At 39.1% G+C, this 14,804-nt stretch carries 15 protein-coding genes and 5 tRNA genes; 2 read left to right on the top strand and 18 right to left on the bottom strand.

Features of this window, described 5'->3' with window-relative positions:
- Positions 1-43 precede the first annotated feature (43 nt).
- The 16 genes from rpoB to rpsU all read right to left on the bottom strand — a co-directional run bounded on the left by rpoB (position 44) and on the right by rpsU (position 10,705).
- Positions 44-3,847 (bottom strand): DNA-directed RNA polymerase subunit beta, encoded by a 3,804-nt coding sequence (gene rpoB / locus BFS30_RS13765; protein ID WP_069379806.1) that lies wholly within the window; start codon positions 3,845-3,847, stop codon positions 44-46.
- A gap of 154 nt (positions 3,848-4,001) precedes the next feature.
- Complete coding sequence (rplL, locus tag BFS30_RS13760; protein WP_008243131.1) at positions 4,002-4,376, bottom strand: 50S ribosomal protein L7/L12; 375 nt, start codon at positions 4,374-4,376, stop codon at positions 4,002-4,004.
- 63 nt (positions 4,377-4,439) lie between these two features.
- The gene (gene rplJ / locus BFS30_RS13755) at positions 4,440-4,961 is read right to left on the bottom strand and encodes a 50S ribosomal protein L10 (RefSeq protein ID WP_069379805.1); all 522 of its coding nucleotides are present in this window, start codon (positions 4,959-4,961) and stop codon (positions 4,440-4,442) included.
- A 2-nt stretch (positions 4,962-4,963) separates the two neighbouring features.
- A complete protein-coding gene (gene rplA, locus BFS30_RS13750) occupies positions 4,964-5,662 on the bottom strand; it encodes a 50S ribosomal protein L1 (RefSeq protein ID WP_069382436.1) in 699 nt (232 codons plus the stop codon).
- A gap of 23 nt (positions 5,663-5,685) precedes the next feature.
- A complete protein-coding gene (gene rplK, locus BFS30_RS13745; protein ID WP_008243137.1) occupies positions 5,686-6,129 on the bottom strand; it encodes a 50S ribosomal protein L11 in 444 nt (147 codons plus the stop codon).
- A 79-nt stretch (positions 6,130-6,208) separates the two neighbouring features.
- Positions 6,209-6,751 carry a transcription termination/antitermination protein NusG gene (gene nusG / locus BFS30_RS13740; RefSeq protein WP_069379804.1) on the bottom strand — a complete coding sequence of 181 codons (543 nt, stop codon included), beginning with the start codon at positions 6,749-6,751 and terminating at the stop codon, positions 6,209-6,211.
- 9 nt (positions 6,752-6,760) lie between these two features.
- A complete protein-coding gene (gene secE, locus BFS30_RS13735; protein WP_062550292.1) occupies positions 6,761-6,958 on the bottom strand; it encodes a preprotein translocase subunit SecE in 198 nt (65 codons plus the stop codon).
- Between the two features lie 13 nt (positions 6,959-6,971).
- A tRNA-Trp gene (locus BFS30_RS13730) sits at positions 6,972-7,042 on the bottom strand.
- Between the two features lie 115 nt (positions 7,043-7,157).
- Positions 7,158-8,345 carry an elongation factor Tu gene (gene tuf, locus BFS30_RS13725; protein WP_069379803.1) on the bottom strand — a complete coding sequence of 396 codons (1,188 nt, stop codon included), beginning with the start codon at positions 8,343-8,345 and terminating at the stop codon, positions 7,158-7,160.
- Between the two features lie 122 nt (positions 8,346-8,467).
- Positions 8,468-8,539, bottom strand: a tRNA-Thr gene (locus BFS30_RS13720).
- Positions 8,540-8,639: 100 nt separating this feature from the next.
- Positions 8,640-8,712 (bottom strand) — tRNA-Gly (locus BFS30_RS13715).
- A gap of 10 nt (positions 8,713-8,722) precedes the next feature.
- Positions 8,723-8,805 (bottom strand) — tRNA-Tyr (locus BFS30_RS13710).
- Between the two features lie 41 nt (positions 8,806-8,846).
- A tRNA-Thr gene (locus tag BFS30_RS13705) sits at positions 8,847-8,919 on the bottom strand.
- A gap of 207 nt (positions 8,920-9,126) precedes the next feature.
- The gene (gene hpf, locus BFS30_RS13700; protein WP_069379802.1) at positions 9,127-9,474 is read right to left on the bottom strand and encodes a ribosome hibernation-promoting factor, HPF/YfiA family; all 348 of its coding nucleotides are present in this window, start codon (positions 9,472-9,474) and stop codon (positions 9,127-9,129) included.
- A gap of 14 nt (positions 9,475-9,488) precedes the next feature.
- Positions 9,489-10,373, bottom strand: a complete 885-nt coding sequence (locus BFS30_RS13695) for a tyrosine-type recombinase/integrase (protein ID WP_069379801.1) — start codon at positions 10,371-10,373, stop codon at positions 9,489-9,491.
- A 137-nt stretch (positions 10,374-10,510) separates the two neighbouring features.
- On the bottom strand, positions 10,511-10,705 hold the full coding sequence (rpsU, locus tag BFS30_RS13690; protein ID WP_062551169.1) for a 30S ribosomal protein S21: 195 nt from the start codon (positions 10,703-10,705) through the stop codon (positions 10,511-10,513).
- A 140-nt stretch (positions 10,706-10,845) separates the two neighbouring features.
- On the opposite strand from rpsU, the gene BFS30_RS13685 reads away from it, so the two are divergent.
- Positions 10,846-11,217, top strand: coding sequence for a hypothetical protein (locus BFS30_RS13685; protein ID WP_069379800.1), 372 nt, complete (start codon positions 10,846-10,848; stop codon positions 11,215-11,217).
- Positions 11,218-11,311: 94 nt separating this feature from the next.
- Here BFS30_RS13685 and BFS30_RS13680 read toward each other — a convergent pair whose 3' ends face one another.
- Entirely contained in the window at positions 11,312-12,484 is a 1,173-nt protein-coding gene (locus tag BFS30_RS13680) for an acyl-CoA dehydrogenase family protein (RefSeq protein WP_069379799.1), read from the bottom strand.
- A 199-nt stretch (positions 12,485-12,683) separates the two neighbouring features.
- Here BFS30_RS13680 and BFS30_RS13675 point away from each other — a divergent pair, with 199 nt between their 5' ends.
- Positions 12,684-13,730 (top strand): ATP-binding protein, encoded by a 1,047-nt coding sequence (locus BFS30_RS13675; RefSeq protein WP_083252044.1) that lies wholly within the window; start codon positions 12,684-12,686, stop codon positions 13,728-13,730.
- Here the strand turns inward: BFS30_RS13675 and BFS30_RS13670 are convergent, their stop codons facing one another.
- A complete protein-coding gene (locus BFS30_RS13670; protein WP_069379797.1) occupies positions 13,731-14,468 on the bottom strand; it encodes a LuxR C-terminal-related transcriptional regulator in 738 nt (245 codons plus the stop codon). It abuts the gene before it with no gap.
- Positions 14,469-14,804 lie beyond the last annotated feature (336 nt).

Here is a 14,804-nt window from a genome sequence, read left to right as displayed (position 1 = left end):
CAGACGAAGCCTTAACGGCATCCCGGCAAAATAACTTTCAACATTAGTCTAACGTAATATCTAGACCTAATCCACGTAACTCATGTACCAATACGTTAAACGATTCTGGTACACCCGGCGTAGGAAGGTTTTCGCCTTTTACAATCGCCTCATAAGTTTTGGCCCTACCGATCACATCATCTGACTTAACAGTTAAGATCTCCTGCAGGATATTAGCGGCACCGAATGCCTCTAATGCCCAAACCTCCATCTCACCAAAACGCTGACCCCCGAATTGAGCTTTACCACCCAATGGTTGTTGTGTAATCAATGAGTATGGTCCGATTGAACGGGCGTGCATCTTATCATCAACCATGTGTCCTAATTTCAACATGTAGATAATACCTACTGTTGTTGGCTGGTCAAATTTCTCACCCGTTAAACCATTATGTAAATAAGTTCTTCCTGAAGCTGGTACACCGGCTTTAGCAATCCACTCTTCTACCTCGTCATGTTTAGCACCATCAAAGATCGGAGTTGCGAATTTCACACCCAGTTCTTTACCGGCCCATGCCAATACAGTTTCGTAGATCTGACCCAAGTTCATACGTGAAGGTACACCCAGTGGGTTCAACACGATATCAACAGGTGTTCCATCTTCTAAGAATGGCATATCTTCATCACGAACGATACGGGCTACAATACCCTTATTACCGTGACGACCAGCCATCTTATCACCTACTTTTAATTTACGTTTTTTAGCTACATAAACCTTTGCCATCTGTACAATACCTGAAGGCAACTCATCACCAACACTGATGGCGAATTTATCCCGTTTGTACGCACCTAATTCTTCGTTCACACGAATACCATAGTTGTGCAACAGCAATTTAATCTGGTCATTTTTATCATCATCAGTAGTCCATTTGTATGGATTGATGTGCGCATATTCCAGATCAGCTAAACTTTTCTGAGTGAACTTAGCTCCTTTAGGGAATAACAGCTCCTTATAAACGTTGAATACACCCTGAGATGTTTTACCATTTACAATCTGGAACAATTTATCTACCAGTTCATTTTTCAGGTTAGTAGTAGCAAGGTCGTATCTCTTATCTAATTTCTCTATTGCTGCTTTTTCTTCAGCTTTAGTAGTTTTCTTAGCTCTTGAGAATAACTTGGTATCAATTACCACACCTTTGATAGATGGAGGTGTTTTCAGGGATGCATCTTTCACATCACCTGCTTTATCTCCAAAGATCGCGCGTAGTAATTTCTCTTCCGGCGAAGGATCAGATTCTCCTTTAGGAGTGATCTTACCAATAAGGATGTCTCCTTCTTTAACCTCAGCACCAACACGGATGATACCGTTTTCATCTAAATCTTTAGTAGCTTCCTCAGAAACGTTAGGGATATCCGGTGTTAATTCCTCTTCTCCACGTTTGGTATCGCGTACTTCCAATTCAAACTCTTCAATGTGTAATGAAGTAAAGATATCTTCACGAACAATACGCTCGTTGATTACGATCGCATCCTCAAAGTTATATCCTTGCCAAGGCATGAAGGCAACTTTTAAGTTTCTTCCTAATGCCAGCTCACCATTTTCAGTTGCATAACCTTCACATAATACTTGCCCTTTAACAACTTTCTGACCTCTCTTAACGATTGGTTTCAGGTTGATACAAGTGTTCTGGTTGGTTTTCTTGAATTTGATTAATTTATAAGTTTTGCTATCACCTTCGAATGAAACCAAACGATCTGAATCGTTACGTACATATTTAATGGTGATCTCATTTGCATCTACATATTCAACTACACCGTCACCTTCAGCATTGATCAGGGTTCTTGAATCGCGGGCTACGCGACCTTCCAAACCTGTACCAACGATTGGTGCCTCAGGACGTAACAATGGTACGGCCTGACGTTGCATGTTGGATCCCATCAGGGCCCTGTTCGCATCATCATGCTCAAGGAAAGGAATCAACGAAGCAGCGATCGACGTAATCTGATTAGGTGCCACGTCCATTAAGTCTAATTTCTCAGGCTCAATAACCGGGAAGTCACCCTCATAACGTGCTTTAACACGTGTAGTGGTAAAATTACCTTGATCATCATAAGCAGCATTCGCCTGTGCAATAGTTTTACCGTCTTCATCTTCTGCAGACAGGTAAATCACTTCCTCATCAACCTGAACGATACCGTCTTTAACTTTTTTGTAAGGGGTTTCAATGAAACCTAAGTTATTGATCTTGGCGTGAACGCAAAGAGACGAAATCAAACCAATGTTTGGTCCCTCAGGAGTTTCAATCGTACAAAGACGACCGTAGTGAGTATAGTGAACGTCACGCACCTCGAAACCGGCACGTTCACGTGAAAGACCACCCGGACCTAAGGCTGAAAGACGACGCTTGTGCGTAATCTCCGCCAGAGGGTTAGTCTGGTCCATGAACTGCGATAACTGGTTAGTTCCAAAGAAAGAGTTAATTACCGACGATAAAGTACGGGCGTTAATTAAATCTGTTGGAGTAAATACCTCGTTATCACGAATGTTCATACGCTCACGAATGGTACGCGCCATACGTGCTAAACCAACACCAAATTGAGCGTACAATTGCTCACCTACTGTACGAACACGACGGTTCGACAAGTGATCAATATCATCCACTTCTTCTTTAGAGTTGATCAGTTTGATCAGATATTTAACAATCGCAATAATATCTGCTTTTGTCAATACTTTTACATGATCAGGAGTATCCATTTTCAACTTACGGTTGATGCGGTATCTACCTACATCTCCCAAGTCGTAACGTTTATCCGAGAAGAACAAACGCTCAATGATACCTCTTGCAGTTTCCTCATCAGGTGGTTCTGCATTACGCAAAGCACGATAGATGTTTTCAACAGCCTCTTTTTCAGAGTTTGAAGTATCTTTTTGTAAAGTATTATAGATAATGGTATAATCAGCCTGACTGGCACCATCATCTTTAGATAAGATGATCGTTTTAACGCCTGCGTCAATGATCATATCAATATGGTCATCTTCTAAAACAGTATCCCTGTCTAAGATCACTTCGTTACGATCTATGGAAACTACCTCACCGGTATCTTCATCCACAAAATCTTCAACCCATTTTCTTAATACCCTTGCCGCAAGTTTACGTCCGATGAATTTCTTTAAACCTGATTTGCTAACTTTTACTTCATCAGCAAGATCAAACAATTCAAGGATGTCTTTATCAGAATCATAACCGATCGCACGCAATAAAGTGGTTACCGGGAATTTTTTCTTACGGTCGATGTACGCATACATGACGTTATTCACGTCAGTAGCAAACTCGATCCATGAACCTTTGAAAGGAATCACACGGGCAGAATAAAGCTTAGTTCCATTTGTGTGACGGCTTTGGCCGAAGAACACACCTGGCGACCTGTGTAATTGAGAAACAATTACGCGCTCTGCACCGTTGATCACGAAGGTACCTTTTGGAGTCATATATGGTATGGTTCCCAGGTACACATCTTGAATGATGGTTTCAAAATCTTCGTGTTCTGCATCATTACAAGAAAGTTTCAGCTTCGCTTTTAATGGAACACTATACGTTAATCCACGGTCAATACACTCAGGTATATCATAACGAGGTGGATCAATAAAATAATCTAGGAATTCTAAAACAAAGATGTTTCTAGAATCTGTGATTGGGAAGTTTTCAGCAAACACTTTAAATAGACCCTCTGTGTGACGGTTATCTGAAGTGGTTTCGATCTGAAAAAATTCTCTGAATGATTGCAACTGTACATCTAGAAAATCCGGGTAATCTATGATGTGCTTACTACGTGCAAAATTTACTCTTTGGTCGACTTTATTTGCCAATGGACTAAAGTTAATTTAGTTTAAGAATAAACTATTTGTTTGGTTTGCCGTTAAACTTTTTCACCAACCAAACAAGATGAAATGTTTATAAACAGGTATAGACTCCGACTATACAGTCGGAGTCTATGGTTAAAGTTATATTAAAATTAAGTTATTACTTAATTTCAACTACAGCTCCAGCTTCTTCTAATTGTTTTTTCAAAGCTTCAGCTTCGTCTTTAGCAACACCAGCTTTTAATTCTTTTGGTGCACCGTCAACTAGATCTTTAGCTTCTTTCAAACCTAGACCAGTTAAGTCTTTTACCAATTTAACAACTGCTAATTTCTGACCACCAGCTTCTTTTAAGATAACATCAAAAGTTGATTTTTCTTCAGCTGCAGGAGCAGCATCACCAGCAGGACCTGCAACAGCAACTGCAGCAGCAGCTGGTTCGATACCATACTCGTCTTTTAAGATTTGAGCTAATTCGTTAACTTCTTTAACTGTTAAGTTTACCAATTGCTCAGCAAACGCTTTTAAATCTGCCATTTTTATAGATTTTAAAAATTTACGTAAAATAATTTATTATAATATGAACTTATAAGGTGTTCCTTAACCTTCTCTTTCTTGAAGAGTTTTAACAATTCCTGCAATTGTATTGCCACCTGACTTAAGCGCCGAAATAACGTTTTTAGCTGGTGATTGTAATAGACCAATGATGTCTCCGATAAGCTCTTCTCTTGATTTCAAGCTTACTAAAGTATCTAATTGGTTGTCACCGATAAATACCGTTGAATCGATATATGCTGCTTTAAGTTGAGGTTTATCAGATCCTTTTCTCAAGGCTTTGATCAGCTTAGCTGGACCGTTACCTACTGTAGAGAATAATAATGCTGACTGACCTTTAAGGGCAACAAAGATCTCCGATGCATCGCCTTCTAATCCTTCAATCGCTTTGCGAATTAAAGTATTCTTAGCTACCTGCATTTCGATCCCGCTTTCGAAACATTTACGACGGATACTGTTTACTTTCTCAACAGATAGACTTGATGTATCGGCAATATAAAAATTACCGAATTCCTGCATCTTCGCTTGAAGAGCCGAAACGACTTCGTGTTTTTCTTCTCTGTTCATAATTAGATCCCCGCTACTGATTTAGTTTCGATTGCAATTCCAGGACTCATAGTAGAAGAAACATGAATGCTCTTAAAATAAGTTCCTTTTGCAGCAGATGGTTTTAGCTTAGAAATTACCTGAAGTACTTCTAATGCATTTTCATATATTTTTTCTGCTGGGAATGATACTTTTCCTACTGAAGCGTGAATGATACCACTTTTGTCAACTTTAAAATCAATCTTACCGCCTTTTACATCAGTAACTGCTTTACCAACTTCGTTAGTAACAGTTCCTGATTTAGGGTTTGGCATAAGGTTACGTGGACCTAAAACGCGGCCCAGTTTACCTACTTTTGCCATACAAGCAGGAGTAGTGATAATAATGTCAACATCAGTCCATCCACCTTCAATCTTGGCTACATATTCGTCTAAACCTACAAAATCTGCACCTGCCGCTTTAGCCTCTTCTTCCTTATCAGGAGTACAAAGAACTAATACACGTACAGTTTTACCTGTACCGTGTGGTAAAGTAGCAATACCACGTACCATTTGATTGGCTTTACGTGGATCTACACCTAAAGCTACATCGATATCAACCGATGCATCAAATTTAGTTGTAGTAATCTCTTTTACCAAAGCAGCCGCATCCTGTAAAGAATACGTTTTACCAGATTCTAGTTTAGCATGTGCCTTTTTTTGATTTTTTGTTAATTTAGCCACTGTTGTAAACTGTTTTTTGTTAATTAATTTGTCCAAGGTGCATCACCGCTAACGGTGATTCCCATACTGCGTGCTGTACCTGCAACCATACTCATTGCAGATTCGATAGTGAAAGCATTTAAATCAGTCATTTTATCTTCAGCAATTGACTTAACCTGATCCCAAGTCACCGAACCAACTTTCTTACGGTTGGGCTCAGCAGAACCACTCTGTAATTTAGTCGCATCCTTTAACTGGATAGCAACCGGAGGGGTTTTGATGATAAATTCGAAAGACTTGTCAGCATAAACAGTAATTACAACTGGTAATACTTTACCGGGCTTATCTTGGGTACGAGCATTGAATTGTTTGCAAAACTCCATGATGTTCACCCCCTTAGCACCTAAAGCAGGTCCTACTGGTGGCGATGGATTTGCAGCTCCACCCTTGATCTGTAATTTAACAAGTGCACTGACTTCTTTTGCCATTTTCTGTTTTGTTAATATTAATACTCAATGTTATAATGTTGGAAGCAAGTAACATTTAAGATCTTATATGAATTGAATTCTATTCTTTTTCTACCTGCATATAGTTAAGCTCCAATGGAGTTTTTCTTCCGAAAATCTTAACCATAACTTTTAGTTTTTTCTTCTCTTCGTTCACCTCTTCGATCACGCCGGTAAAACCATTAAATGGTCCATCCATTACTTTTACATTCTCTCCGACATAGTAAGCAACGTTCATGGTTTCACCTTGCTGGCTCATCTCATCAACTTTACCTAAAATACGGTTAACCTCTGCCTGACGCATAGGTACCGGGTTTCCGCCTTTATCCCCTAAAAAACCAATCACACTATTAACGTTCTTAATAATGTGTTCCAGTTCTCCGTCCAAATTTGCTTCAATTAAAACATATCCGGGATAGAAGTTACGCTCTTTTGCAATTTTTTTCCCCTCCTTCATCTGATAGTATTTCTCCATTGGGATTAATACCTGAGGTACAAGGTGAGAAAAACCTAAACGGCTAATTTCAGAATCGATATACTGTTTTACCTTCTTTTCTTTTCCGCTAACAGCCCTAACTACATACCATTTTAACTGATCGTCCATTTAGCTATATTAATTAGAAAGTGATTTATAAAAAGTATCTAAAACAAAAGTAGAACCTTTATCCATTGCAAAGACAACCAATGCAATAATAAACGAAGCTACCAGAACCAGCACTGCAGAATTTTGCAATTCTCCCCATGTAGGCCAAGTAACCTTCTGGGTCATTTCTTCATACGATTCTTTAATAAATTGAACTACTTTAGCCATAATTAATTTTTTGCACGGGAACAAGGATTCGAACCCTGATCAAAGGTTTTGGAGACCTCTATTCTACCGTTGAACTATTCCCGTGTATAAGCTATTTCTTTTCCAAGATTTAGCAGCTTCTTTAGAAACAAAGTACTCAGGCGGTTTAAAGCCTAAGTACTTTGCTTTATTGTTTCTCTTATCCCTGAGGGATAAAATACTATTTTAAAATTTCAGTTACCTGACCAGCACCTACTGTTCTACCACCCTCACGGATTGCGAAACGTAGACCTTTTTCCATTGCGATTGCGTTGATCAATTTAACTGTGATCGTAACGTTATCACCTGGCATAACCATTTCAGTTCCTTCAGCTAGTGAGATCTCACCAGTAACGTCTGTGGTACGGAAATAGAATTGTGGACGGTATTTGTTAAAGAATGGAGTGTGACGTCCACCTTCAGCTTTTGATAATACATAGATCTCAGCTTTGAAATCTGTGTGAGGAGTTACAGAACCTGGTTTACAGATAACCATACCACGACGGATATCAGTTTTCTCAATACCACGTAACAATAGACCTACGTTATCACCTGCTTCACCATAATCAAGGATCTTACGGAACATCTCAACACCTGTTACAGTTGATTTAAGATTTTCAGCACCCATACCTAAGATTTCAACTGGATCACCAGAGTTGATTACACCACGCTCAATACGACCAGTTGCAACAGTACCACGACCAGTGATCGAGAATACATCTTCAACAGGCATTAAGAATGGAAGATCAGTTAAACGTGGAGGAATTGGAATGTAACTATCTACAGCATCCATTAGCTCCATGATTTTTCCAACCCATTTCGGATCACCGTTCAAACCACCAAGAGCCGAACCTTGAATCACAGGGATATCATCACCAGGGAATTCATAGAAAGATAACAATTCACGAACTTCCATCTCTACTAGTTCTAGTAATTCAGGATCGTCAACCATATCCACTTTATTCATGAATACTACCAATGAAGGAACACCAACCTGACGAGCCAATAGAATGTGCTCACGAGTTTGTGGCATCGGACCATCTGTAGCAGCTACAACGATGATAGCTCCATCCATTTGCGCAGCACCAGTAACCATGTTTTTCACGTAATCCGCGTGACCTGGACAGTCAACGTGAGCATAGTGACGGTTAGCTGTTGAATACTCAACGTGTGCTGTATTGATAGTGATACCTCTTTCTTTTTCCTCTGGAGCAGAGTCAATAGAATCAAATGAACGCGCCTCAGATAAACCAGCATCAGATAACACTTTAGTGATAGCTGCTGTTAAGGTTGTTTTACCGTGGTCAACGTGACCGATTGTGCCGATGTTTAAGTGCGGCTTGCTGCGGTCAAACTTTTCTTTTGCCATGTTTTTATACTTATTAGTAGTTTATAACTTTTTATTAATTAATTGTTTTGATACAAATTCAACACAAAAAACCTTGTTCAACTGCTATAATTACAGATTCAACAAAGCTTGTTTTTATCTTGAGCCAAAGATGGGACTTGAACCCACGACCTCTTCCTTACCAAGGAAGTGCTCTACCGCTGAGCTACTTCGGCTTTTTAATCTCAGCTTGCAATCTAAGTTAATTAAGTAGTTTAATCGGTATTCTAATTAAACTACTTAATTCTTTGCCGATTTCCCAGCTTTTCCAATTTGAGCGAAAGACGAGGTTCGAACTCGCGACCTATAGCTTGGAAGGCTATCGCTCTACCAACTGAGCTACTTTCGCTTTTGTATTGTGGGGGGAGAAGGATTCGAACCTTCGAAGTCTTGCGACAACAGAGTTACAGTCTGTCCCATTTGGCCACTCTGGTATCCCCCCGCTTTTAACTTGCCAATACCTTTCAGTATCGAAGTTAAAAGAGCCTCCTATCGGGATCGAACCAATGACCTACTGATTACAAGTCAGTTGCTCTACCAGCTGAGCTAAGGAGGCTTATATCATTCATTGCATATGGTTAGGCAATGATTTTTATAATGTTTAATCTTTCACAGAACTTTCCGAATCTTTTAAGAGAAACGCCCTCTCTGATTGGGATTGCAAATGTACACGAATTTTAATACGATCCAAAATTATTTTCAAAAAAAATTGGCGGGTTTTAGCCCCGCCAACCTTTTTCTTAAAAACGCTTAAAATATCCTCCTAATAATCAGAGACTTCGTCTGCATTTAAAATTGCTTTATGTTCACTTAATTTTTCTCTTGTCTTGTCTTTATGTTTGGTGATTTGTTTTCTCAGGGACTCAATTGCCAAATCCGTCGCCTCTTCAAAAGATTTACATTGCTCTTTCGCGAACATCGTAACTCCCGGAACGATCAGTTTGATCTCACTTATTTTATTAGCCTCATCATCTACATTCTCTAATTTCAAATAAACCTCCCCGCTAATAATCTGGTCGAAGAACTGATCTAACTTATCAACTTTCTTCTGAATAAACTCTAACAACTTCTGGTCTGCATTGAAATGGATCGATTGAACTGTAATTTTCATTGTTTCCTCCTTTTTTATGCCTTTGGATGGGCTTGTTTATATATTGATTTTAATCTCTCTACAGAGTTATGGGTATATACCTGCGTTGCCGCCAGACTGGAATGGCCCAATAACTCTTTTATTGCATTTAAATCTGCACCCCTGTTCAACAGGCTTGTTGCGTAAGAATGGCGCAATACATGCGGACTTTTTTTATCCTGTGTGGATATATTTGTCAAATAACTGGTCACAATCCTATAGATGAGTTTAGGATAAGCAGGTGCACCTTTACCTGTAACGATTAAGGGTCCCGTTTTGTTATCAAAATTTTGTAACGTTTTCAATTCAAGATAGGCTTTTACCTGATCACCAAGGACTTTACTGATCGGAATAATTCTCTCTTTATTTCTTTTTCCCAAAACCCGGACTGTAGCACCATAAAAATCAACGTCAGCTTCTTTCAGGGAAAGCAATTCCGCCAAACGCATACCGGTACCAAATAAAGTTTCAATCACCAGTTTATCACGCACTGAAGGAAAAGTATCATCGAAAAAATCTCCGGAATCCAACAGGACATCCAGCTTCTGGTCATCTACGAATACAGGAAGTCTTTTAGGTATTTTAGGCGCCTTTACAAGCGCCATCGGATTCAGTGCAACCAAACCCTCACGCGAAAGATATTTATAGAAGCTGCGAAGCGTAGATAGCTTCCTTCCTACAGAATTCTCGGAAACATGATCCTCCAGAAGCGACACCATAAAATTCCTTACGTGCACATGCCCTGCTTCGGTTAAGGGCAATTCAAATGTTTGCAGCAGGTATTCACTAAACTGCAACAAGTCGGTCTTGTAAGACTGAATGGTATGTGGAGAATAACGTTTCTCGTGCTGGAGATATATCAGGAATTGAGCAACAATCATAAAAACAATTTGTATGACACGATTAAGTGAATATACAAAACATAGTCCAGCTAATTGTTTTTATTTTAACATAAAAAATAAAAAAGCGCTACCGGGTTTACCGACAGCGCTTTAATATCATTTAAACTTTTCAGAAACTATACAGTTCCTTCAAGTTGCATGTTCTGCTTGTAAATAGCGTGTTTAACTAGTGTACGACGAGCTACAGATTTTTTCTCATAAGCTTGGCGGCTACGTAATTCTCTTAACACTCCTGTTTTTTCAAATTTCTTTTTGAAACGTTTCAAGGCTTTATCTAGTGATTCGCCGTCTTTAATATTAATGATAATCATAACGTAATATACCCCCTCTCGTTGTTTTTAGGACTGCAAAGATAGAGCTTTGTTTTGAGAATCAAAACAATAAGTGTAAATTTATTAAAAACAATCACCTATATATATTGTATATCTTGAGTACTTATTTAAAATAACCTATGAAGTCAAAAAAAACGCTTTTTATCATCCTTGGAGTGCTGATTCTTATCCTGGCAGGATTCTTTTACTTTCGCTACAACTTTGTGCTGGGAGAAGGCGTTAAAGCCGGAGAACTCAACTATGTGGTCAAAAAAGGATACCTGTTCAAAACCTATGAAGGCAAATTGATCCAGTCAGGAATCCGTTCCAAACAAACCGGCAATATTCAATCCAATGAGTTTGAGTTTTCTGTAGAAGACAAAGCTATCGCTGAAAAAATGATGCTGAACAGCGGAAAAGTCTTTGAACTACGCTATAAAGAATATATAGGGGCCCTTCCCTGGAGAGGTTATAGTCCTTTTGTGGTGTACGAGATCATTTCCATTAAATAGCTATCAATAAAAAATCCGGGATCATCTCTGATCACCGGATTCCGTTTTTGGTTATATTTGGTTAGAATATGCTTTATTTATAGGAAGGTACAAATTAATCTTTTAAAACTTCCCTTGCAATCACAATTTTTTGTATTTCTGAGGTTCCTTCGCCAATGGTACACAATTTACTGTCCCTGTAATACTTTTCTACCGGGAAATCTTTAGTATATCCATATCCACCGAAAATCTGTACTGCCTCCGTTGCACACCTTACAGAAACTTCAGAAGCAAAATACTTTGCCATTGCAGATTCTTTGGTCATAGGTAGTCCACGGTTCTTCATATCTGCAGCCTGACGAATCAATAATTCTGCAGCTTCAATTTCTGTAGCCATATCAGCCAGTTTAAAACTAATCCCCTGAAAATTCGCAATCGGCTGTCCGAACTGATGACGTTCTTTCGCATAATTAACGGCAGCTTCATAAGCTCCTTTAGCAATTCCTAAAGATAAGGCTGCAATAGAGATTCTTCCGCCATCCAATACTTTCATGGCTTGCTTAAACCCTTCCCCAACATTTCCAAGCAGATTTTTCTTAGGTACCCGGCAATTATCGAAAATCATTTCTGTCGTCTCCGAAGCACGCATTCCTAATTTATTCTCCTTTTTACCCGCAGAAAAACCAGGAGTACCACGCTCCACTACTATAGCAGAAATTCCTTTGGAACTTCCTTTCTCTCCTGTACGAACCATTACTACTGCAATATCACCTGATTTACCATGAGTAATCCAGTTTTTTGCTCCGTTGATCACATACTCATCTCCTTCAAGTGTAGCAGTAGTCATCATGCGCAAAGCATCAGAGCCGGTATTCGCCTCTGTAAGGCCCCAGGCACCGATCCATTCTGCAGTAGCTAATTTAGGCAACCATCTATGTTTTTGTTCTTCATTCGCAAAAGCTAAAATATGACCGGTACATAATGAGTTGTGTGCTGCTAATGATAAACCGATAGAACCGCAAACCTTAGCCACTTCCACAATCACATCTACATATTCCTGGTATCCAAAACCAGATCCACCGTAAATCTCAGGGACCAATACGCCCATCAATCCAAGCTCACCTAACTTCTTAAAAACCTCAACCGGAAAATGCTGAGCTTCATCCCATTCCATTACATTTGCACGAATATTTTTTTCAGCAAAATCTTTTACCATTTTCCTGATCATCTCCTGATTTTCTGAGATACTAAAATTATATCCTACAGAATTATCCATCGTTTCTAACATATTTTATTGTTTGAATTTGGGCAATTATAATGATTTAAAACCAGAGCAACAGCAGTTGAAAATTCGCCTAAGGATAGAACGAAACGGTATTTAGTTCATTAACCGTACCCCTTCATTTTTAAGGAAAACAAATTACACTCAAAAGTTTTTTTAATTTTTTTAATTTAGTTTTGAAAAATATCTGAAAAGACGCGCAATCATGAAATTTATTACCAGAAAAGATATCCTTTTGCAACTCAAAAGGGACCTTATCGGAAAAGATGCTTATCGGGGGGTAACGTTAACCTATTCCTGGATGGCCAATCAGTTTGGACATTTTTCATTGGGTTTTATTCCGACATTTATCTTACATAAAATCCTGCTCTCTAAAACAGAAATAAAACAGGCAGAGATCTGGGCCCCATTAATCATTTGGGGATGCTGGATTTTATTCGAACTCTTTAATTTCCTTGGCCCTCTCCTCCTTAATAAAACGATCAAAAAATCTGCATCAGGAAAAACGACCTATATTTTTAACCCGGAATGGGCAAATCTGGCCTTCGACACCCTGACCGACCTCTGTTTTTTTGGAATGGGTGCACTTGCATGCAGCCTGATCTGCTGCTATTCCCCAATAATGATGATCGGTTTTGTGACCCTATGCCTCCTCGCGATTTATCCTTCCTACTACTGGTATTCTACAAAGATGCACCTCCAAAATGCTGGTTATCCTTTCCAGCTTCGGTTGAGCCAGTGGAATTTCAATATGCAGGACCAGCACAAAAAAATAATTACCGGGTTTTTGAACAGTAAAGAAAAAGGAAAACACCTGCTCCTGTTTGGTTCTAAAGGCAGTGGAAAAACCTCTCTTTCTGTAGGAATAGCAACAGAATTCTCTATCAGGAACAACCGTTGCAGCTACGTTACTGCCACTAAGTTGTTGTCTATGTTTTTTGAACAGAGAGACCACATCAGCCATTCACCGGGATCATGGACCTGGCATGATTCTTCCCTACTGGTTATCGACGATATCAACCCCGGCGGCTTGATCAAAAAAGATATTCTCAGGGCAACTTTATTTTATGAATTGCTCAATAATGCTGAATATGGGCCGTCTAATATCCAACACATTAAAGCAATGAACATCATCTGGGTGATGGGAAATGAAGAACCCTCTGAACAGGTAGAGGAACGTTGGGAGACCTTACTCGGAACCATAGGTGTACCGGAATCAGACATCATCACGGTAAACCTTGGAAATACTTAGTTAAGGTAAAATATAATTGTCGTAGGCAAAACTAACCAGGTGTGTCAGACTCTTCACATTGAATCGCTTATACAATGGAATAATCCTTTTCTCGATAGCCGAATGAGAAACCTTTAGCGCATGGGCAATTTCTTTAAAGGAGTACCCTTTTGCCACCAGCTCCAGGGCCTCCTTTTCTTTATTGGAGATGGCCAGATAGCTAAACAGGATTTTATTCAACTCTTCTTCGAACTTTTCCTTTTCTGGTCCATAGGCAGCATAACGCATAACCTTCCCAAAAATCAGACTTCTATTGACCTGAAAACGGCCGATAATAGATTCTATCTTTCCGTTTTCGGAGCTAAAAACACCTACTCTTGCAGAAATAGGCACCTGGGTTCCATTTTTATGAATCTTTTTCAGTTCAATCGTAAAACTATATTTTTCAAGATCTTTTGACTTATGATGAATAAACTTAAGTGCCTTATCATTCAGTTCATGCGAGAAATGCGCAAATTCCGGCGCAGACATATTCACAATGGCCAGCATATTGATCTCATCATCTCTATATCCTAATATTTCTTCCCAACCGCTCGCATAGATCATACGGTTCTGCTTAAAAGAATAGATATAAACTGCTTCATCCGCAAATTTAGGAATCCGCTCATCAAAGAAGAGCGCCTCCTGGCTTTTCAGATCAGCAGGGACTGCGGTGATAAAAGTCTTAGAATACTCTCCAAAATTCTCTCTCTCGGGCATTTTCTTTAGGTCTTTGACAAATTAAACAATCAAAACTGCGTATTTTCTCAGTTGATATTCCCCATATCGTCCTGTAATTTTACGGCAAAATAAAAAAGTAACATTGCTTATCCAAAGCATTAATAGGGAAATCAAACTATTCATCTAAATATAATCACAATGTATCTCAAAAACATCAACAAATCGTATGTGACCCGGTATTCGATTCTCATACTGAAGGTCATTGCAATAGCACTATTTATATTTTGCTTCTATCAGGCCTGCAAAATTAGCTCCTAATATATAACTCCCCCCCTATATTTATGAACATGCAATCCTAAACAGTTTAGGATTGCA

Origin of the sequence: Pedobacter steynii, from assembly GCF_001721645.1 — a bacterium.
Lineage (GTDB): Bacteria > Bacteroidota > Bacteroidia > Sphingobacteriales > Sphingobacteriaceae > Pedobacter > Pedobacter steynii_A.
Note: the sequence above shows the minus strand (reverse complement) of the source record. Positions and strands in the feature narration are given on the sequence as shown.